At 37.1% G+C, this 19,304-nt stretch carries 20 protein-coding genes; 10 read left to right on the top strand and 10 right to left on the bottom strand.

Annotated elements, in window-relative coordinates:
• Positions 1 to 216 precede the first annotated feature (216 nt).
• Positions 217 to 1,464 carry a VCBS repeat-containing protein gene (locus tag FJR05_RS09040; protein ID WP_168643793.1) on the bottom strand — a complete coding sequence of 416 codons (1,248 nt, stop codon included), beginning with the start codon at positions 1,462 to 1,464 and terminating at the stop codon, positions 217 to 219.
• 473 nt (positions 1,465 to 1,937) lie between these two features.
• Here FJR05_RS09040 and FJR05_RS09035 point away from each other — a divergent pair, with 473 nt between their 5' ends.
• The 4 genes from FJR05_RS09035 to FJR05_RS09020 all read left to right on the top strand — a co-directional run bounded on the left by FJR05_RS09035 (position 1,938) and on the right by FJR05_RS09020 (position 4,480).
• Positions 1,938 to 3,245 (top strand): aminopeptidase P N-terminal domain-containing protein, encoded by a 1,308-nt coding sequence (locus tag FJR05_RS09035; RefSeq protein ID WP_168643792.1) that lies wholly within the window; start codon positions 1,938 to 1,940, stop codon positions 3,243 to 3,245.
• A gap of 47 nt (positions 3,246 to 3,292) precedes the next feature.
• On the top strand, positions 3,293 to 3,583 hold the full coding sequence (locus FJR05_RS09030) for a nucleotidyltransferase family protein (RefSeq protein WP_168643791.1): 291 nt from the start codon (positions 3,293 to 3,295) through the stop codon (positions 3,581 to 3,583).
• Positions 3,584 to 3,663: 80 nt separating this feature from the next.
• A complete protein-coding gene (locus tag FJR05_RS09025) occupies positions 3,664 to 4,059 on the top strand; it encodes an STAS/SEC14 domain-containing protein (RefSeq protein WP_168643790.1) in 396 nt (131 codons plus the stop codon).
• A complete protein-coding gene (locus FJR05_RS09020) occupies positions 4,052 to 4,480 on the top strand; it encodes an HNH endonuclease (RefSeq protein WP_168643789.1) in 429 nt (142 codons plus the stop codon). Before FJR05_RS09025 ends, FJR05_RS09020 begins: the two co-directional genes overlap by 8 nt.
• 253 nt (positions 4,481 to 4,733) lie before the next feature.
• Here FJR05_RS09020 and FJR05_RS09015 read toward each other — a convergent pair whose 3' ends face one another.
• The 3 genes from FJR05_RS09015 to FJR05_RS09005 all read right to left on the bottom strand — a co-directional run bounded on the left by FJR05_RS09015 (position 4,734) and on the right by FJR05_RS09005 (position 8,729).
• Positions 4,734 to 5,159 carry a pentapeptide repeat-containing protein gene (locus FJR05_RS09015; RefSeq protein ID WP_254446883.1) on the bottom strand — a complete coding sequence of 142 codons (426 nt, stop codon included), beginning with the start codon at positions 5,157 to 5,159 and terminating at the stop codon, positions 4,734 to 4,736.
• A gap of 203 nt (positions 5,160 to 5,362) precedes the next feature.
• Positions 5,363 to 6,970, bottom strand: coding sequence for an IS1634 family transposase (locus FJR05_RS09010; protein ID WP_168643788.1), 1,608 nt, complete (start codon positions 6,968 to 6,970; stop codon positions 5,363 to 5,365).
• A 181-nt stretch (positions 6,971 to 7,151) separates the two neighbouring features.
• Positions 7,152 to 8,729: an NACHT domain-containing NTPase gene (locus FJR05_RS09005; protein WP_254446882.1), complete on the bottom strand. Its 1,578-nt coding sequence runs from the start codon at positions 8,727 to 8,729 to the stop codon at positions 7,152 to 7,154.
• Between FJR05_RS09005 and FJR05_RS09000 the strand changes: the two genes are divergently transcribed.
• Positions 8,714 to 9,178 carry a CpsD/CapB family tyrosine-protein kinase gene (locus FJR05_RS09000; RefSeq protein ID WP_168643777.1) on the top strand — a complete coding sequence of 155 codons (465 nt, stop codon included), beginning with the start codon at positions 8,714 to 8,716 and terminating at the stop codon, positions 9,176 to 9,178. The two genes, FJR05_RS09005 and FJR05_RS09000, sit on opposite strands and share 16 nt — an antisense overlap.
• A gap of 22 nt (positions 9,179 to 9,200) precedes the next feature.
• Here FJR05_RS09000 and FJR05_RS08995 read toward each other — a convergent pair whose 3' ends face one another.
• Positions 9,201 to 10,451 carry a competence/damage-inducible protein A gene (locus tag FJR05_RS08995; RefSeq protein ID WP_168643787.1) on the bottom strand — a complete coding sequence of 417 codons (1,251 nt, stop codon included), beginning with the start codon at positions 10,449 to 10,451 and terminating at the stop codon, positions 9,201 to 9,203.
• Positions 10,452 to 10,688: 237 nt separating this feature from the next.
• Between FJR05_RS08995 and FJR05_RS08990 the strand changes: the two genes are divergently transcribed.
• The 5 genes from FJR05_RS08990 (at position 10,689) to FJR05_RS08970 (ending at position 14,342) form a co-directional block, all read left to right on the top strand.
• On the top strand, positions 10,689 to 10,895 hold the full coding sequence (locus tag FJR05_RS08990; protein ID WP_168643786.1) for a glycogen debranching protein: 207 nt from the start codon (positions 10,689 to 10,691) through the stop codon (positions 10,893 to 10,895).
• 143 nt (positions 10,896 to 11,038) lie between these two features.
• Positions 11,039 to 11,725: a uracil-DNA glycosylase family protein gene (locus FJR05_RS08985; RefSeq protein ID WP_168643785.1), complete on the top strand. Its 687-nt coding sequence runs from the start codon at positions 11,039 to 11,041 to the stop codon at positions 11,723 to 11,725.
• 23 nt (positions 11,726 to 11,748) lie between these two features.
• Entirely contained in the window at positions 11,749 to 11,934 is a 186-nt protein-coding gene (locus FJR05_RS08980) for a hypothetical protein (protein WP_168643784.1), read from the top strand.
• Between the two features lie 104 nt (positions 11,935 to 12,038).
• Complete coding sequence (locus tag FJR05_RS08975) at positions 12,039 to 12,896, top strand: Tab2/Atab2 family RNA-binding protein (protein WP_371416864.1); 858 nt, start codon at positions 12,039 to 12,041, stop codon at positions 12,894 to 12,896.
• 132 nt (positions 12,897 to 13,028) lie between these two features.
• Positions 13,029 to 14,342: a TldD/PmbA family protein gene (locus FJR05_RS08970; RefSeq protein ID WP_168643782.1), complete on the top strand. Its 1,314-nt coding sequence runs from the start codon at positions 13,029 to 13,031 to the stop codon at positions 14,340 to 14,342.
• 296 nt (positions 14,343 to 14,638) lie between these two features.
• Here FJR05_RS08970 and FJR05_RS08965 read toward each other — a convergent pair whose 3' ends face one another.
• The 5 genes from FJR05_RS08965 to FJR05_RS08945 all read right to left on the bottom strand — a co-directional run bounded on the left by FJR05_RS08965 (position 14,639) and on the right by FJR05_RS08945 (position 19,227).
• The gene (locus FJR05_RS08965) at positions 14,639 to 15,520 is read right to left on the bottom strand and encodes a DMT family transporter (protein WP_168643781.1); all 882 of its coding nucleotides are present in this window, start codon (positions 15,518 to 15,520) and stop codon (positions 14,639 to 14,641) included.
• 403 nt (positions 15,521 to 15,923) lie between these two features.
• Positions 15,924 to 17,141 (bottom strand): DUF6421 family protein, encoded by a 1,218-nt coding sequence (locus FJR05_RS08960; RefSeq protein WP_168643780.1) that lies wholly within the window; start codon positions 17,139 to 17,141, stop codon positions 15,924 to 15,926.
• Position 17,142: 1 nt separating this feature from the next.
• Entirely contained in the window at positions 17,143 to 17,694 is a 552-nt protein-coding gene (locus tag FJR05_RS08955) for a hypothetical protein (protein WP_174783641.1), read from the bottom strand.
• A 193-nt stretch (positions 17,695 to 17,887) separates the two neighbouring features.
• Positions 17,888 to 18,868, bottom strand: coding sequence for a GTPase (locus tag FJR05_RS08950; RefSeq protein WP_168643779.1), 981 nt, complete (start codon positions 18,866 to 18,868; stop codon positions 17,888 to 17,890).
• 113 nt (positions 18,869 to 18,981) lie between these two features.
• Positions 18,982 to 19,227 carry a hypothetical protein gene (locus FJR05_RS08945; RefSeq protein WP_168643778.1) on the bottom strand — a complete coding sequence of 82 codons (246 nt, stop codon included), beginning with the start codon at positions 19,225 to 19,227 and terminating at the stop codon, positions 18,982 to 18,984.
• Positions 19,228 to 19,304: the final 77 nt, after the last annotated feature.

Here is a 19,304-nt window from a genome sequence, read left to right as displayed (position 1 = left end):
ATATTTTTAGTACACCTTAACAGGGGTAGAGTTAGGAGTCAGGAGGAAGAAAGAAGATAGAAGACAGAAGACAGAAGAAAAAAAGCGATCGCATCCCCATAAAATAAAAAGAGCGATCGCCTAATATAATTGTTAGGAAAAGTATTAGTAAATGGGTAATTTTTCCTAATTACCCAGTCCCCAGTCCCCAGTCCCCAGTCAGTTCCCATTACCAAATCAACCTGTGTACCATTCTGGAGTCAGCTTCTCTGTATCAGCAACAGCAGTTTCAGTGGCTAGAGTTCCATTCATAGTCCAGATTTTATCAGCGGATGTTTGTTGATCACGCCAGTAAATATCAGTCTTACCATCACCGTTGAAATCACCTAAAGATGCTGTCAAACCGGGAGTATTGCTAGGTAAGAAAGCTTCAGAACTTACCGCTGTACCATCCATCAACCAAGCAGTATTTGCGCCACTGGTCGCATTGTGCCAGAAGATGTCAGTTTTACCATCGCTATTGAAATCGCCAATTCTCGCAGTCCAATCTGTACCCAATGTGCTGACAACACCCTCAGTCACAAAAATGCCATTCATTGTCCAAATCTTATTCTCGCCTGTGGAGGTATTGCGCCACAGAACATCAGTTTTGAAGTCGCCGTTAAAATCGCCAAGAGTAGAAGTCCAAGAAGCATCTTGAGCTTGGAGATCATACTTGGTGGCTTGGCTACCATCCATAAACCAAGCGGTATTTGCACCTGTGGTGGAATTGCGCCAGAAGATATCACTCTTACCATTACCATCAAAATCAACAATGGTAGCAGTCAATCCTGGTGCTGTAGTTTCTAGAACATTTGCACTAACTACTGTTGTTCCATCCATTTGCCAAATAGCGTTTTCACCAGTAGTAGCATTATTCCAGAAAATATCAGTTTTGCGATCGCCATTAAAATCGCCAATATTCGCACTCCAACCTGGATCAACTCGATCTAAAGTCAAGTAACTGGAAACTTTTGCACCATCCATTAGCACAATTACATTATCACCAGTTGATTTATTACGTAATAAGAAATCAGTCTTATTATCGCTATTAAAATCAGCAGTTTTGTATTCCCAGGTATTTAAGTCATAGCTACCTAAAGAAGCCTGTTCTAAAACTTGAGTTCCGTTCATTAAGCGAACTAAAATTTCACCAGTTTGAGCATTCACCCAAAGTTTATCAGTTTTCCCATCACCATTAAAATCAGGAACAATTGCTGCACTGGTTAAATAAGGATTAGGATTAGGGTTAGCACTACCTCCAATGGGAATTTGAGCTAATGGATTGGTTGGTACTAATGGATCTGCCAATGCAGAACCAGAAGAACTGCTACTCATAGGAGTATTCAGAGATGTCGTCAAATCTGATGATTTTTGGAGAGATACTAATCCAGAATTTTCTAGGTTGGTTGAATATAATCCTGACTGACTTGTTTCTTGAAACATGATGTGTTTTTATGTTTAATTAATATCCAGTTTTAATTTGATTTTCATGAAGTTTCTGTAAACAACAAACATTTGTTTAATTATTTTTATTCAATGTCATTATTTATAGACATTTCCATAATGTTCATCAACACTAACTTTTAATTTTGAAAGTAATATCTAAACAATCAAAAAATATTTTATATTCTGCTTATCAATGTCATCATTTAAAAATGAAATCCTGTTTCCTTGACATAGGAATTACTAAAAATCTGTCGTAGGGTGCGTCAGACGGCGTAAATATTGCAAATCAACAGATTGTGAATATCTGACGCACCTTACCAATGTGCCGCGTAAGTCCTCTAAAAATCCTCATGGATTGTCCAGGAAATTAAAAATTGGTTAAAATAACTAAAATTAGCAATTTTCCTGACAACATTTATCAGTAGTCTATAATTGTTAAAGCCAAAAACAACACTATCAATAAATCAACTATGCAAACAGAATATCGGCAACGTCGTGAGCAGTTAATGGCGAAAATAGGCAGCGGTACAGCGATTTTCAGAAGTGCGCCAACAGCAGTAATGCACAACGATGTCGAGTATGTTTATCGTCAAGATAGTGATTTCTTTTACCTAACTGGCTTTAATGAAGCCCAAGCAGTCGCAGTCTTCGCACCACATCATCCAGAACATCGGTTTATATTATTTGTGCAACCAAAAGACCGAGAAAAGGAAGTTTGGAGTGGTTATCGTTGTGGAATAGACGCAGCAAAAGAATTTTATGGTGCAGACGTAGCTTATCCGATTGCGGAGTTAGATGAGAAGTTACCCCAATATTTAGAAAAAGCCAATTGTATTTATTATCATTTAGGACGCGATCGCAATTTTAACGATAAAATTCTTAAACATTACCAAAAGTTACTCCGAACCTATCCCAAACGCGGTACAGGCCCCACATCCATTACCGATCCTGGTACTGTCCTCAATGATATGAGGCTATATAAAAGCAAAACAGAACTAGACTTAATGCGTCAAGCCGTAGAAATTGCCGTAGAAGCTCATAATTATGCTTTGCAAACCACCGCACCAGGACGTTATGAATATGAAATCCAAGCCGAAATAGAACATATTTTCCGTTTACGGGGTGGCATGGGTCCAGCTTATCCTTCTATTGTCGCATCTGGGACAAATGCTTGCGTACTGCATTACATCGAAAACAACTGTCAAATGCAAGCCAATGATTTACTCTTGATTGATGCTGGTTGCGCTTATGGTTATTACAACTCTGATATTACCCGGACATTTCCCATTAGTGGTAAATTCACACCCGAACAAAAAGCATTATATGAAATAGTATTAGCAGCACAAAAACAAGCAATAGCAGAAGTAAAACCGGGTAATTCCTTCCATGCACCTCATAATGCAGCCGTGCGAATCTTAACAGCAGGATTAGTCGAACTGGGTTTACTCAAAGGAGAAATTGATAAATTAATCGCAGAGGAAAAATATAAACCCTTTTATATGCACCGCACCAGTCATTGGTTAGGTTTAGATGTCCATGATGTGGGAGTTTATCAACATGGAGAAAACCCCCAAACCTTACAACCTGGCCAAGTGCTAACCATAGAACCAGGACTTTATATAGTCCCCGACACCAAACCCGCAGAAGACCAACCGGAAATAGACCCTCGCTGGGTAGGAATTGGGATTCGCATTGAAGATGACGTATTAGTTACCGCAGATGGAAATGAGGTTTTAACAGCCGGAGTTCCCAAGGAAATCAAGGATTTAGAAAGATAGTAGGAGACTTGCAAATAAAATGGAAAAATAAGGATCAATACCAAATTATGAACCGTGAAGAAGTGTTACAAATTCTCAGAACACATCAACAAGAATTAAAAGACTTAGGAGTAAGATCCCTTGAATTATTTGGTTCTGTTGCTCGTAATGAAGCTCATTCTGATAGTGATGTAGATTTATTAGCAGAATTATCCGAATCAATGAGTTTATTTCAGTTTATTGAAGCTAAACTCTATATTCAAGATTTATTAAAATGTCCGGTAGATATGGGAACAAAAGATGCTTTACGCGAACATTTATGCCAACCAATTTTAGAGGATATTGTCTATGTCTTCTAGAACTTGGCAACTAAGAATGCAAAATATTCTGGACTATAATGAACATATCAAAGAATACAATCTTTAGCACTTAAAACATCATGGCTACTGTTAAAATCGAAGTCTCCCCATTGAATTTACTTCAAGCTATCCAGCAATTAAGTCAACCAGAACTAGATCAATTTATCGAGACACTTCTGCAATTTAAAGCTCAAAAAATTGCGCCTAATTTATCACAACAGGAATCTGAACTATTACTCAAAATCAATCAAGATTTACCTCTAGAATTACAACATCAATATCAAATATTGATAGAAAAACGCCATCAAGAAACCTTAACAGAATCAGAATATGAACAACTTTTAGAATTAACTGAACAAGTAGAAAAATATCAAGCTCAACGCATGGAATATTTAACTCAATTAGCTCAAATTAGACAAGTTTCTCTTACCACCTTAATTACACAAATGGGAATTAAATCAATTAACAATGACTGATAATAAACTCAAGGCTCAAATTAAGGCAGATGTAAGATTAAGAGCTAAAAATTGCTGTGAGTATTGCTATTCTCAAGAAAAATTTTCTACCCATAGTTTTTCCGTTGAGCATATTCAACCCATAAGTAAAGGAGGTAATAATAATCTTGATAATTTAGCTTTATCTTGTCAAGGATGTAATAATTACAAGTACAATAAAACTGAAGGGAAAGATCCAATTACTCAATCAATGGTTTCTCTTTATCATCCTCGACAACAAAATTGGCAAGAACATTTTAGCTGGAATCAAGACTATACTCTAATTATTGGCTTAACTTCTATAGGAAGAACTACCGTGGAAGTTTTGCGTTTAAATCGAGAAGGTTTAGTAAATTTACGAAATATTCTCTATCGAATGGCAGAACATCCTCCTTCAGTGTAAATCTTCGCAATGGGAGTTATTCATGATTATATAAAAAATCGTGTTTTTACGTGATCAAAACCTCTTAACAGCAAATGATTAACTAAAAAATTAATACCAGGAGTTTATTTTATGGATCAAGGAAATTAAGGATTTAGAAAGATAGTGGCAAACAATGTAGAGATGTTCCATGTAACGTCTCTACAAGGGTTATGGAAAACATATATTTAATTTCTGGCGTGTCTTATCAAACATTGCTGACTCTTCACCAACATCATAAAACTTCAGAATCTTGATCTACATACTGAGTCCACGCAGTTAAATCTTCACCTTCAAGAATTGTTCTTGTAACATTTGCATCTATAAGAATCGTCCCGTAAAAATTCGCATCTATAAGATTTGCCCCGTAAAGATTCGCCTCTTGAAGATTTGTCCCGTAAAGATTCGCCTCTGGAAGACTCGCCCCATTAAGATTCGCCCCGTAAAGATTCGCCTCTTGAAGATTTGCCGCGTAAAGACTCGCGTTTTGAAGATTCGCATCTATAAGATTCGCCTCTGGAAGACTCGCCCCATTAAGATTCGCCCCGTAAAGATTTGCCTCTTGAAGATTCGCCTCTTGAAGATTTGCCTCTTGAAGATTCGCCCCATGAAGATTCGCCCTGTAAAGACTCGCGTTTTGAACCCACATTCCGCACTTCAAAAAGTAGTATACAAAAACTACATTTACGAGTAATGAAAAACTAGAATTTTTAAAAACTAATCAGCCACTAATAAATAAATTATACTCACCAAAAATCCAGCTTTTTTATTATGTTTAAAAAGCTAGTAAGACAGTTTAATTTGAATTTTTCAATCAGTTGTGCAAATACAAAACTATGCAATAGGGAATTATAGATTCGGCAACTAACATAATAAATAATATTTTTGACAAGAATTAGGTAGGAATTGTAATATCCTACAATGTTCATTCGTTAAATTAAGAATCCTATCAACTCCTTGTGTGATGAGAATATGAATCCCCTGAAAACATTGAAATATCCATCTTAATGTGGGAGATTCTGTGGGTTTATTCAGTTGATTTTTAACAGTAGCTTTTTGTGCTTTTAATGCGATTCGTAATTGTCTTTGTCCCAGATTATAAACTAAAAGACACAATGCCATTAACATCATCATTGTCTCTACTCTTTCTGGATTCTTCACAAAAAGACTATCGGCAAAAAATAACGGGTCTTTGATAAATCTAAATCCTCGCTCTGTTGATTGCTGTTCTTTATATATTCTCAATATTTCTGTTGGTGCTAATTTGGTTGTGTCTAAAATATTCGTTGCTAAAATAAATCGACCACAAGAATTTTCATGTTTTGTAATTAATTCTTGATTTTCTATTAATTTACCTTTGACTTGATAAACTACTGTTTGTACTTTATTTAATTTTTCGGTAATTTCTATGTCCGATATTTGATGATATTTTAATTTTGCCGCCAGGTCTTTAATTTTTAATTCTGCTAAAGATTTTGAACAAAAATCTTCTTTTTCTAACTTGACTAGCTGTTTATTAGTTTTCATCAACTCTTCTGCGATTTTTTTGGTTAATTTCTTTAAATCCGCTTTTTTTCTGTCTGTGCTTTCAATTAATAACCATCTTTGCTCTATTCCCCCGTAAGATACTTTTTCTTCTTGATAGCTATATCCTTTGATATCACTTGGTTTCAGTTCTTTACTTATCGGTGCTTTTACCAAGTTTTTAGCTTTTTTAATGGATAATGGGACTCGACTTATCCAGTTCATATTCACCATTAATTTTAAATTATTTTCACTGTATAATGCACTGTCGGCGACCATTATACTATCAAAATCTATTTGTTTAGAATATTCCACTAAAATGTGAGCGAATACGGCTTTATCTGATTCGTTTCCTGATGCCCCTCTAAAAAATAAAGGTATATCTCCATCACTACTTACTATTAAATCTAATATACATTGTTTTAAGTCTGGGCGGTGGTCACGGGAATAGCCCTGTGTGATATTAATCGGATTTTCTTTGTTTATTACTTGTTCTTTTTCTCCATTATTTAGGCAATTTTTATACTCTCCATGTAAATGTAATGAGCTTGAATCTAAATGGGAATATTTAGTTTCTATCCCAAATTTCTTGACTACTTCTAAGGCAATGATTAGGAATATTTTTGTTAATCCATATTTGTAAAGCTTATCCATTACTCTACCTATTTTATCATCATTTAAATCTGATGCTTTTATGCCTTCTTTTATTAAATGTTCTATGGGTTTATCCTGAAAAAAATCAGGAAATAAATATAATGGTCTTGATACAAAACCCAGTCCATTGAGAATGATTGCTTTGACTACTTCTCCTGTATTTACTTTCTCTCTGATATCTACTAAAAATATCTCATTGATTTTTTCTACTATTCCTATTTCATCTATTATTCCTGCTATTATTCCTAAGTGATCTAAGTTTTTACTTTCCAACTCTTCTTTTTGGTTATTCATATTTTTTGGTATTTTGATTTCATTCAGACTCATTTTCTCATTTTTTCTTCTGAATTTATTGTCAATACCTTATTAATTTCAATTTGTTGGCAATTTTTATATTACTGCCTATATTTATTGCCAACTTAGTTATGTGTTTATATTTAAGGTGTTTCTGTTACTTATTACACTCGTGTTTGTACTACAAAATGAAGTGCGGAATGTGGGTTTGAAGATTCGCTTCGTAAAAATCTTGAAAAGTGAGAATACAGTTCTGCAAATCTAAAAAACTCAAACAAGTTAAACAAAATACATCATCATAGTTAACTCTTTGTCCACGCAAGCGAGAAATCCAATTACCAAAATCTGTAAAATATTCTTTTTCTTTTCCATTTACATTTTCAATAACTGAAGAATGCCATTTAATTTGGGAAACTTTCTTTGTCACCCTAGCACAAGCATTCAAAACTGCTAACAATGCTTCCTCCCCATTCCGGGCTTGACGATTTGCTTTTTGAAAAGTGCTAATTGATAATCTTTCCATTGGCATACCATGTTTTAACATATAGCTAATCAAGTCACACATGGTTTGCTGCCATGCACCAATATCAACGTTATAATTATCTTTTTGCCAACGAATTTCATCAACAATAAACTTAAAAATATACTCATCCATTGCCGTCAAACCGCAGATTTTCGCCCAATTTTCTAAAGCTTGTTTTTCATTCCAGCCTAAATCAGAATCTTCTTGATTTTGTTGTAACTGTTGATGTATCCGCTGTAATTGCCGGACAATACCTTTAGCCGCTAAATATTCCCCAAAACTCTTGTGCGTAAATTCAAAAGTCTCTTCCCGGTTTTGAACTCCATGTTGCCGAAAATAAAAAGCAGTTAACAACCGAGTAAAACTAGCTTTTTTATCTTGATTAAAAATATTTAAAATCCGGTCTATAATCTTGCTATCACAATATTTTTCAATTTCCGACAAAGTTGTAATTCTAATATCTCCACCATGCCAAGCCGCAATGGCAATACTTTCTAAAATGCGAACAAAATCTTGTTCTTTCACTCCCTGAATTTGTGGATTGTGATTATTTCCCCAAACTCGTTGATAAACTTTGCTAATTAAATCTGCATAAATTTCATTCAGATTGCTATTTTCTGTGAATTTAACTGTATTCTTTTCATAACTTAAAGCTACCAGATAATTCAGCAAAGGTTGAGCGGTAATTTCTTTTAAATTCCCTCTATCTAACTCATCTGGTAATTTACTATAACCACAACCCTTAGCTTTACCATAATATTCCCACCAAATCTGCCTTTGGTCTATTTGTAATAAATTATTATCATCAATAAAATTTCTGTCTTTGATTTCTTCTTTACTTAGAAAATAAGGTAAAATATGAAGAATTTGTTTAAGCTTACGAAATTCACTTTGATTTTTTTGTACTACTATTTCTCGTCCACCAATTAAAGCTAATAAATGAGTTTTAGTCTGATTAGATAAATCAACTAATCTTCTCACTTCACTAATAAACTTTTGGGCAACTCTTTCCGCCATTTCGCCCTGCATTGCCAATTCATCCAACCCATCAAAAATAATCAATAATTTATCAACTTCATTTTCTCGTTTCAAAGGATTAGCTGGCAAAGGAATATCACGCATTGATTCAATAAATTTACCAATTGCCTCAACTACATCAGCCTCTGGATTAAACAAATGCAAAGGAATAAATAAAACTGGTATTTTTCCTGTTTCTGCCAATGTCGCTGCCAACATTTTCCCAAAAGAAGATTTCTGCAAATCTAAATGTGGAGCAAGTTATTCAAAAAATGCCCCAATTTAAGGATTTGTTTGTAATTACCGCAGGTCCCATACCACCTGATCCGGCTAGGTTGTTGTCCTCTGATAAAATGAAACAAATGATGGAATATTTCCATCAAAATTTTGATTTAGTGATTTATGATGTTCCGCCAATGTTGGGATTAGTAGATGTCAGACTTTTAGCACCTTACACTGATGGTTTAATGCTAGTAGTAAGAGTTGGTCAAACAGATAAATCAGCACTAAATCAAGTTGAGGAGAATTTAAAAATTGCCCCTATCAATTTACTTGGTTTAGTTATTAATGGGGATAAAACGAGGTTGCCAGGTTACAACTACTACTATAGTAACCATAGAGAGGCTGTACATAGTGACGAAAATAAATCCACTATTTCAACTCTTTGAATAGGAACTTTCAAGAGCTTGACTAGCTTGTGAGTAAATGTCGCCGCAGATGGTCTAAAGCTGTATTTGCACTTACATAACGAATTAAAGATCGTCCTCGAATTGTTCCGAAGCGGTGTTCAAAACTGATTACTTCATTACCAGGACCGGCTAAACCAATATAGACTAAGCCAACGGGTTTGGTTTGGGTTCCTCCAGTCGGTCCAGCAATGCCTGTAATACTTAATCCCCATGTGGTTGAGAGCCGATTTTTAACGCCAATAGCCATTTGTTCAGCTACTATCGGACTCACTGCGCCAAATTCCTCTAAATCCTCTGGGTTAACCCCTAATAGTCCGACTTTGACGGAATTATCGTAGGAAATTACGCCACCCCAAAAGTAATCAGAACTACCGGAAATTTCTGTTAACATTTGCCCTAGTCCCCCACCGGTACAAGATTCGGCTACAGATAGGGTTTCTCCCGCAGACCTTAATAAATTACCAACGACAGCAGCGAGGGTGTCATTATCAATGCCATAATAATCTAAGCCAGCGATCGCTATGAGTTGTTTTTCAATGGGTGTAATTAAAGCTTCTGCGGTTGTTGCGTCTGTGGCTTTGGCGGAAATTCGCAGTCTGACTTCTCCTTTGCCCGCATAGGGAGCTACTGTGGGATTAGTTAAGTTAAAATAAGGGGCTACTTTTTCGGCTAAAGCAGATTCTCCAATTCCCCAAAATCTTAAACTGCGGCTATAAATAATTTCCTTTCCCCAACCTTGATTTTTCAGGAAAGGTATGGCGGTTTCGGTCCACATTCGATACATTTCGCTGGGAACACCAGGGAAAGTAAAAATAGTTAATCCTGGACGGGGTTGCCAAATAATACCCGGCGCTGTTCCTGTGGGGTTGGGTAAAATCTCTGCACCTTGAGGAATTAAGGCTTGTTTGCGATTATTGTCCGACATTATCCTGCCCCGCTGGGCAAATTTTTCGGCTATATCTTCGACAATATCGGCTCGTTCTATTAGAGGTACGCCAAAAAAATCAGCGATAGTTTCACAGGTGAGATCATCGGGTGTGGGTCCTAAACCACCTGTGAAAATGAGAATTTGGACTCTGGAAGCGGCAATTTCTATAACTTCTTTGAGTCTGTTTGGATTATCGCCGACGACGGTTTGATAGTAGTGAGGAATGCCTAACTGTGCTAATTGTTGAGCAAGATATTGGGCATTGCTGTTGAGGATATCTCCTAGCAGCATTTCTGTACCAACGCAAATAATTTCTGCACTCATGGGAATTAAGAAGGAATTAGGAATAGGAATCTGGGAAGAACTAGCACCGCAAGGCGGAAGTCAAAAGTCAAAACGAATACAGTATAGGCTTTTTAACGATTTAGAATGGTTGGTTTATTTACGCCGCAGTGTACTAGTGATATTAAATACTCACTTATATTTTGCTTATTTCTGTACATAAATTTAATAAGTATTATAAAATTAAAGATGGAAATTTTAACACGATATTTATAAACTATGAATATTTGGGTAAATGAACAAATTGATCCTTCTGGACTGATTCACGCCTGTATTGCCTCTTGTAATGAATCTCAGGCTAAGGATTGTCATGAGTCGTTTAAGACAAATCTCACAAACTCTCAAAAGGCAGAGGGCTGGATTGCAAAATTAAGGGTAGTTAAATCGTGGGATGATGTGCCAGTTAATGCTTTAAAACTTGATTAATCAGAGTGTGCTGTCTGGAGAAAAAGGCGATACTGTTGATGAGCTAGACAAAGCCCTAATCTAATTCTGTCTATTAATTGATAGGATAGGTGGTAATATTTTGCGTTAATATTCTGGAGTTTCCAGTTACCATTCTAACTTCCATGCAGCATGAGACTCAACTTAGTTTATTTGATAACTCTAGCTTAAACCAAAAAGAGCTAATTACTACTAGTAATAAAATTCCCATTCCACCGGGAACTTATGAGAATATAGAGGAATTGACAAAACATTGCAATGACTGTCAGCGTTGTGCGTTAGCCCAAAACCGTACTCATGCTGTGGTCGGACGTGGTAATCTCCAAGCCGATATTATGATTATTGGAGAAGCTCCGGGGAAAAATGAAGATGAAACAGGTTTACCATTTGTGGGTAGATCAGGGCAATTACTAGAAAGTATCTTAGCTTCGGTAAATTTAAGTACGGAAACAGATATATATATTGCCAATATTTGTAAGTGTAGACCACCGGAAAACCGTGTACCGACTAATGAGGAAGCTGCTGCTTGTAAACCATATTTATTTGAGCAAATTCGCCTAGTTGACCCCAAAATTATCTTATTAACAGGTGCAACTTCTGTAAAGGGTGTGATTGGCGATAACCGCCCGATTACTAAAATTCGTGGTCAATGGTTGGAGTGGGAAGGACGCTTATGTATGCCTATTTTTCATCCCTCTTACTTGTTGCGTAACCCTTCACGGGAAAAAGGAAAGCCGAAATGGTTAATGTGGCAAGATATACAGGTAGTTCGTGCCAAGTTTGATGAGTTCAAAAATCACGATAAAAACTAAGTAGGGTTTGCGGAAAAAGTCTTTTGGTTAGGGCTAGGAGTCAGGAGTCAGGAGTCAGGAGTCAGGAGTTCAGGAGTTCAGGAGTCAGGAGTCAGGAGTTCAGGAGTCAGGAGAAGGAAGAAGAAGGAAGAAGAAGGAAGAAGAAGGAAGAAGAAGGAAGAAAAAAGAAGTATAGTTTTCACCAATGCCCAATGACCAATGACCAATGACCAATTATCAATTACTAATGCCCCTGTAACTTGGTAAAGTTAGGAAATCACAAAATATCAAGTCATCAGATTTTTACCGCTAAAACATGGGCAGCCAGAGAAAAATGTACTGGGAACTCGATTTTTACTCCCGTCCGATTTTGGACGAAAATCAGAAAAAAGTGTGGGAAATGTTAGTGTGCGAAAGTCCTGTAGATATTGGTACACAAACGGATTCTCTGTTTCGCTATGCTAAATATTGCCCAAGTACCCAGGTAAATTCGGGTTGGCTACGGACAGCAATCCAGGAAGCGATAGAAGAAGCTGGTGCAGCACCTACCAAAATCCGCTTTTTCCGCCGCCAAATGAATAATATGATCACCAAATCCTGTGAGGATGTGGGAGTACCTGCTGTACCAAGTCGGCGGACTTTGGTTCTCAATCAGTGGATACAGCAGCGCATGAAGGAAGTCTATCCCCAAGAACCAGGATACCAGGGGGTAGCTAATGCTTCTGTACGTTTAGATAGACCTTTACCTCAGCGTTTACCAGATGCTTTGGAAGGAAAGCAATGGGCTTTTGTGACTTTAGATGCTAGTGATTTGGCTGAAATGCCGGATTGGGAAATTGGCTTTGGTGAAGCTTTTCCCCTGGAATTGGCAGAATTATCCCCAGAAACTCGGATTCCGGGAATTTTGATTTTCTCCTCCAGGGCTTTACCGATAGCAGGTTGGATGTCTGGGTTGGAAATGGCTTATTTACACTTTGACACCAAGCAAGGTAACAGGTTGATTTTAGAAACGGGGGCTACGGAAAGTTGGGTTGTGGCTAATATCCGTACTCCTGAACTTTTGGCAGAAGCACAGGGCTTTGCTGTGGCTAAGGAACAAGCTAATGGGGTGCATTTCATTGGTGTGCAGTCTGATCCTCAATCTCAAGATTTTGCGGGATTTTGGCTGTTGCAGGAAATCAATTTGCCCTAATTTGTCAGTGGTCAGTTGTCAGTGGTCAGTTGTCCATTATTTGAAATTTGGTAAGTTGATGACACGCTAATGGGATAATAGACTGCGACGATTAAGCGATTTATATCCAAAATCCATAATTCATAAAGGGACATGGGTTCTGCAAATTTGTTACAAGATACACTGGCGGAACAACTGCTAGAACTTGCCCTCAAGTCTGGCGCTGAGGCTGCGGAGGTGTATCAGTCACGATCGCTTTCTCGACCAGTTTTTTTTGAAGCTAACCGTCTCAAACAACTAGAAACCAGTCAAGCTGAGGGTACAGCCCTACGGCTATGGCGGGATGGTTGTCCCGGTTTGACGGTGGCTTACGGGGATGTTGATCCCCAAGCTATGGTGGAGAAATCTCTGGCACTGAGTCAATTAAATCCACCGGAAACAGTAGAATTAGGGACTCATGGCGAGCATTCTTACCCAGATTTAGGCACATCTGTATCTGTAGAGGTGTTGATTAACTGGGGCAGGGAGGCGATCGCCCTGATTCGTGATGTCTATCCAGATATTCTTTGTCATAGTGACTGGGAATGTGATATAGAAAACACCAGACTCATCAACAGCAAAGGTTTAGATTCTCATTACAACGACACCACCCTTAGCTGTTATATGTCGGCAGAATGGGTCAGAGGTGATGATTTTCTCAGTGTTGCTGATGGCCAAACCCAACGCAATCAACTCAATCCAGAGAAAGTAGCCAGCCAAATCTTACAACGATTAAATTGGGCTAAAGAAAATATTTCTAGTCCCAGTGGTCGCTGTCCTGTATTGTTCACTTCTAAGGCGGCAGATATGCTGTGGGGAACTGTACAATCAGCTTTGAATGGTAAACACATCTTGGAAAAAGCTTCTCCCTGGGCAGATAGGTTGGGTAAACCAGTTATTGCACCTACGCTGACTCTTTACCAAAACCCAGAATTAGGACCATATAGCTGTCCTTTTGATGATGAAGGTCAACCTACCCAGTCATTAATATTTATCGAAAATGGGATTTTACGGAATTTTTATAGCGATCGCACTACTGGACGACAATTAAATAGCGGTAGCACTGGTAATGGTTTTCGCCCCGGGTTAGGTAGTTATCCCACACCAGGGCTATTTAACTTCCTAATTCAACCCGGTGATCTTTCCCTAGTAGACTTGATTCGTAAAATGGATGATGGCTTAATAGTGGATCAAATGTTAGGTAGTTGTAGCGGACTATCAGGTGATTTTTCTATCAATATTGATTTGGGCTATCGGGTCAAAAATGGTCAAATAATTGGCAGAGTCAAGGATACGATGGTAGCAGGTAACGTCTACACAGCCCTAAAACAAGTGGCGCAATTAGGTGGAGATGCGGATTGGAATGGTTCTTGCTATACACCATCACTGATAGTAGAAGGACTATCCATTACTGGGAAAAATAGATGAAGTCATATTAAGATATTGTCATTGGGTTTTAATCCTATTTTATAGGTAAAATCTGCACCTACTTTGAATTTTAGCTCTGATTCGGTGAGATAGCGATCGCTCTGCAAAAATCTGCTAATGGCTTTAACTAGCAAGATGGAATCAACTCACACCGAAGCAACAAAAAAAACAGGAAGATGCACGTTATTAGTTTTAGAATAGTAAGAGAATATGCAGATGTCACTTGATCTAATAACCAATTACTGTATAAAATAAATACCAGCACTAGCGATCGCTTTAAATCCACAAGATACAGATTAGGAGAAAGTTAATAAACAAATTCCTAACACCATAATTGCACTACCGAAAAACCTTGTTCTGATGTTTTTTTCCTTAAATATCAGATAACCGAATCCTACACCCATTAATAGGCTAGTTTGTCTCACTGCAACAGAATTAGCTGCTACGGTTAACCCTACAGCAGTTACATGACACCACATATCTACTGCTTTCAAACTTCCCAATAAAACCAATTTAGAGAAATTTGTTCTTAGTTGAAAAAACCAATTGGGCGAGAAAACCAAAACTATCGGTAACATCATCAATGCTGTACAAAAATACAAAGCAGCCGAAAATACCAAAGGAGAAGAATTTTTAGCTCCTATTTTGTCAAGGGATGTTGTTAATGCCCAGAGTGCTGCTACTATAATCATTAACCGCGATGATTGGGTATTGATTATAGATAATAAAGGGGCAAAATAGTTGTTTTCTTTGGGTTTTAAATTCAAAAAATAAGCACCTAGACAAATTAAACTAATACTAATTATCTGTATATTATTCGGCAGTTCTCCCAGAGTAAAAGGAGAAGCTATCACTAAAAATAGGGGAGAAAAACCCATTAAAGGAACAGTTAATGACAAGTCTCCTAAGCGCAAAGCTCTCATATATAAAATGCCGCCAACTGTGGATAAAGTAGCATCTGCTAACAAAGCCCACCAAAAATCTTTACCAATATCAGGAATAGGTTGGGGAGATAATAATAACCAAGGGATATAAATAATCAGGGTAAAAGCTCTTAATCCCCAAGCAACTAAATATTCATCTAAAGGGCGATCGCCTTTGTTAGTAACAATTTTACTAAAGACATCTCGCAGAGATTCAAAGGTAGCCGCCGCCAGTGAGAAGTACAGCCAAGTCATAGAGTTTAAGAGATTAGAATGGTGAGGTGTATTGTTGGGGTTCTTTTTATCAACCGGAGGGGCGATCGCACCGCTAATTGCTACCCAAATATAAATTACGCATTATGTGAGTTCAAGATGCCCCAGTGATTTTAAGGGTTTTAGGCTTCGTTTTACCGGTCAGTCCTAAGAGGTTGTTTGAAAAGTTTTAGGTTGTGATTTTAGGCACTTACAGATCCCCCCTAACCCCCCTTAGCAAGGGGGGAACTAGAGTCAAAGTCCCCCTTTTTAAGGGGGATTTAGGGGGATCTAAAAATATTTGATACACTATGAGGGACTTTTCAAACATCCTCTAACAATAATCAACGATTGACGTTTATTTACTGATAATTCAGAACTGTAAATTAGTAAGTTCCAGGAGGTTTTATTGGGGAAGGATTTTAATTATTCTTGAAAAAGTTTCTGGAATAGAAAAGCGTTGTCCTAATTCACCTGCTGGCAAGAGAGTTCTGATAAAATATTTAGCTTTACAGAGATAATTATGATTATCTACCTCCTTTTCAAGGGATTCAATTTGATCGATTAAATCTTGCATAGTCACAAGACAGACTTCTAAATCAATTTGCAGATGACCTATAGCATTCGTAGTTATAGTCTTATGCTGGAATAGCCACTCAAACAAAAACATCCCAGATCCGGCATCAAAATTGGTCGTAGCATCGGGTTGACTTGGATATCTGAACATCCTTTCAAAAAGAATAAATTCAAAAATTTCCCGACCAAAGGGAATGTTCTCAGTGTAGGCTGTAATAGCTGTTTGGCAATCAACTTTAATTTCCTCCAGCAACCCAGCAAACCAATTTAATTTGACCTGGAGATTAGTATCCAGAGGTCGAGATCCACAATGATGGAAGTAATCGTGGAGGTACCCCCAAATACAACGAGCAATATAACATTCAGTTGGAGAAAGCTGTCCTGATATCCAATCGTTTTTCCCAAAAAGATGTTGTACGCGCGGTAGCGTCTGGGACAAATAGATTGGCTGAAACTTATTGAAGAAAAACAAAGCAAAATTTTGTGCTATTACTTTTTTTTTGGTGAGAATGTTTTCTGGAAAAAAGACAATACAGTTACCCGTCGATATTCCTAATGAACCTAATAATAGACAACAAGACTGACAAGAGTTTTTCGGGTGTGGAAATTGACGATAAACTTCTTGACACTCCTGTGGTTCTTCTCTTTGGGCAAAAAAGCAATCGAGAAAATAGCCTTTGGGATCTGAACCGTTAGTAGCAATAAAAACTCCAATAAAAAACGTTATTGAACCATCATTAGGTGGTGTATAAGCAACCTGAGATTGAGAAAAATCTGGGGTAGTATTAAGTCCTTGAGTTTGCCATTGCTGCACATCCGCTTTAAAAGCTTCTGAAAAATTGGTCAAGTTCAGCTGATAGCAGATAGCTCGGACAATAGGTTTTATTTCTTCAAGTAGAGACTGGGCAAGATTAATATTAGTGAAGATGCGACCTGTTGGATCTTGAAGACTACGGAAACGATTAACTAGAGACACCAGTTTCAGATTAGTAGAATCATACTGCTCTACTAAAGCTTGTCGAGGATAAAAAGTTTTTGGTAACAACATATTAATCTTTAATCAAACTATTAACAGGAGCATGTATTGTAAAACCCATAGGTATGGGTCCATAATCCTCAATAATTTGAAGTTTGACAGCTTTGGCAGCAACAATAGTCGTAATGCAACCATCAGTAACTCCAGCAGCACAGTCAAGAGCTGCTTGAACATTGCTATTAACAAATCGGCATTCAACGACCCAAGATGGCACAAGCTGCTGTGGTGCAGGGTGGGTTGAAACTGTTTTGGGTTTGGGAACTCTGCTGCTATCTCTGGAGGCTAAAACCATATTATGTGTGGGAAATATGAAACAATCAATTAACTTTAAGTGCTTCAAATTTGAAAACACTAAAGTATGAAGTTCTGGATAGACGACACATGCCAATAAGGCGGCTGAATCATAGCCTTTCATTGCTTCAACGGCTGCTTCTAGAGTAGGATAAAGTTCTACTTTTCCCTGACGACCGTGCCGGGAGAACCATTCGTAAGCAGCAGCTTCACAATTGGTTCCCGCAGGTCCTAAAGTGTAAAGAATTGATATCGTTTCTATACTGTTAGACATAACCTGTTTCCTAGCTATAGCTTTGACTAAAAAATTTCAAGTCTAAATCTTGCTGCTGTATCTTTAGCTTCGGGTGTTTTTACTTGATCTGGCTGTAATAATTTCTAATCTTTACTCTTGATGTTCATCAGTTACTCTCCTAATATTTATTTTTTGAATTCCTAACATTAGGAAAGAAAAACCCATTAAATTACTAGATCATAAAATCACTTAGATTGTAAAGCACGTTTTCAGTATGCCTATCAAAAACTATAATATTCCCAAACTCCTTAATGTCTTTAAATGGCATTTTCCCCAACCTACCATCCTGAAGATATTTACCAAATCGAAAAGCTGCATCTCCACTCATTTTGCGGAGAATTAATTTTAGCAATAAAGTGAGATTAAACCTAAATTTCGCAGAAACAGTAATAACTCGAAAGTCTTCATATATTGAATTGAAAGTAGGGGTAAGTGACGGATATCTATTTACTAGGGTTTCCAACCTAGACTTGCTGAGAAATCCTTTATAAAATAGATGAGATCCTTCATAGTAAAAATCTAGATCGTTAGAATTTATTAATAATTGCTCTTTCAGATCGATCTTAGTTTTTAATAAATCAGCAAAAGGCTCATAAAAGCAATACTGGAAATACTCTTCTTTCCTATAGAAGATATCATTAATCTGTTTAGATGGCGCAAAATAGCCAGAATCACCATCTATAACATAAATCCAAGCAGGAGTATATAGAGTATCAGCTTTTGTTAGGACTATTGTTAGCTTGCGAATTATTTGTGCTTTAGTTATATTCGACTCAAAAGTAGAAAGTATTTTACCTAGAGAAGCCATATCAAATACCACTGAACGACTATCGCAATGAACTGTCCATAGGACAATATCAGCAACTGCAAGCCTGTCTGCATATAAGCTAAGATAGTGAGAATCAGCATCAGTTGATTCTCCTATACCAGGCATATCATAGAATATAATCTTCTCACCTTTATCGTTAAATGCTGCAACTTCTTGAACTTCCTTGGTACATGGAGCTATATCACTAGTTTGAAACCCTGCGTTAAATAAACTATTGAGTAATGATGACTTACCTGTTCCAGTTTGACCAACAACTACAACGGACAAAGGCTTATTTAACTCTTTTCGGGCTAAATCAAACACACTGCTAAATATTGAATCCATAAAAATCATCCTTGACTTCAAAAAAGAAAATTTTCTGGTAATGAGATAGGATTTTGCAAATCATTACCAGGATTTTTGAGATATACTAGCGATAAGTAGAGATTAAAGTTTACTTAACGCTTAAACAATTTTTTTACTTGATTCCAGACTGAATCTATCAGCTGTTGCAAGGTATTATCCGCAATCTTATAACCAAGACGACTAGCAATATTTTCAATCAATGTTCTAATCCATGACTTACCTTGGCTTTCTAGATTTTTTAGCACATAATCAGCTGCTTGTTGGTCTTCTTTACAAATTTCAAGTGCTTGGTCAAGAATTTCCTTGCGTTTTTCCTCAGTCATTTGGTTTGCTACCATTATTTGATCTCCAAATTGAATCGTAACTGTTCACACTCCCCCACTAAAAAGGAATTAGGAAGTAACAGGGATAGGAG

It is taken from the genome of Dolichospermum sp. UHCC 0259, from assembly GCF_009711935.1.
In the GTDB taxonomy this organism is placed as follows: domain Bacteria; phylum Cyanobacteriota; class Cyanobacteriia; order Cyanobacteriales; family Nostocaceae; genus Dolichospermum.
This window is presented reverse-complemented; position numbering and strand designations above follow the sequence as displayed.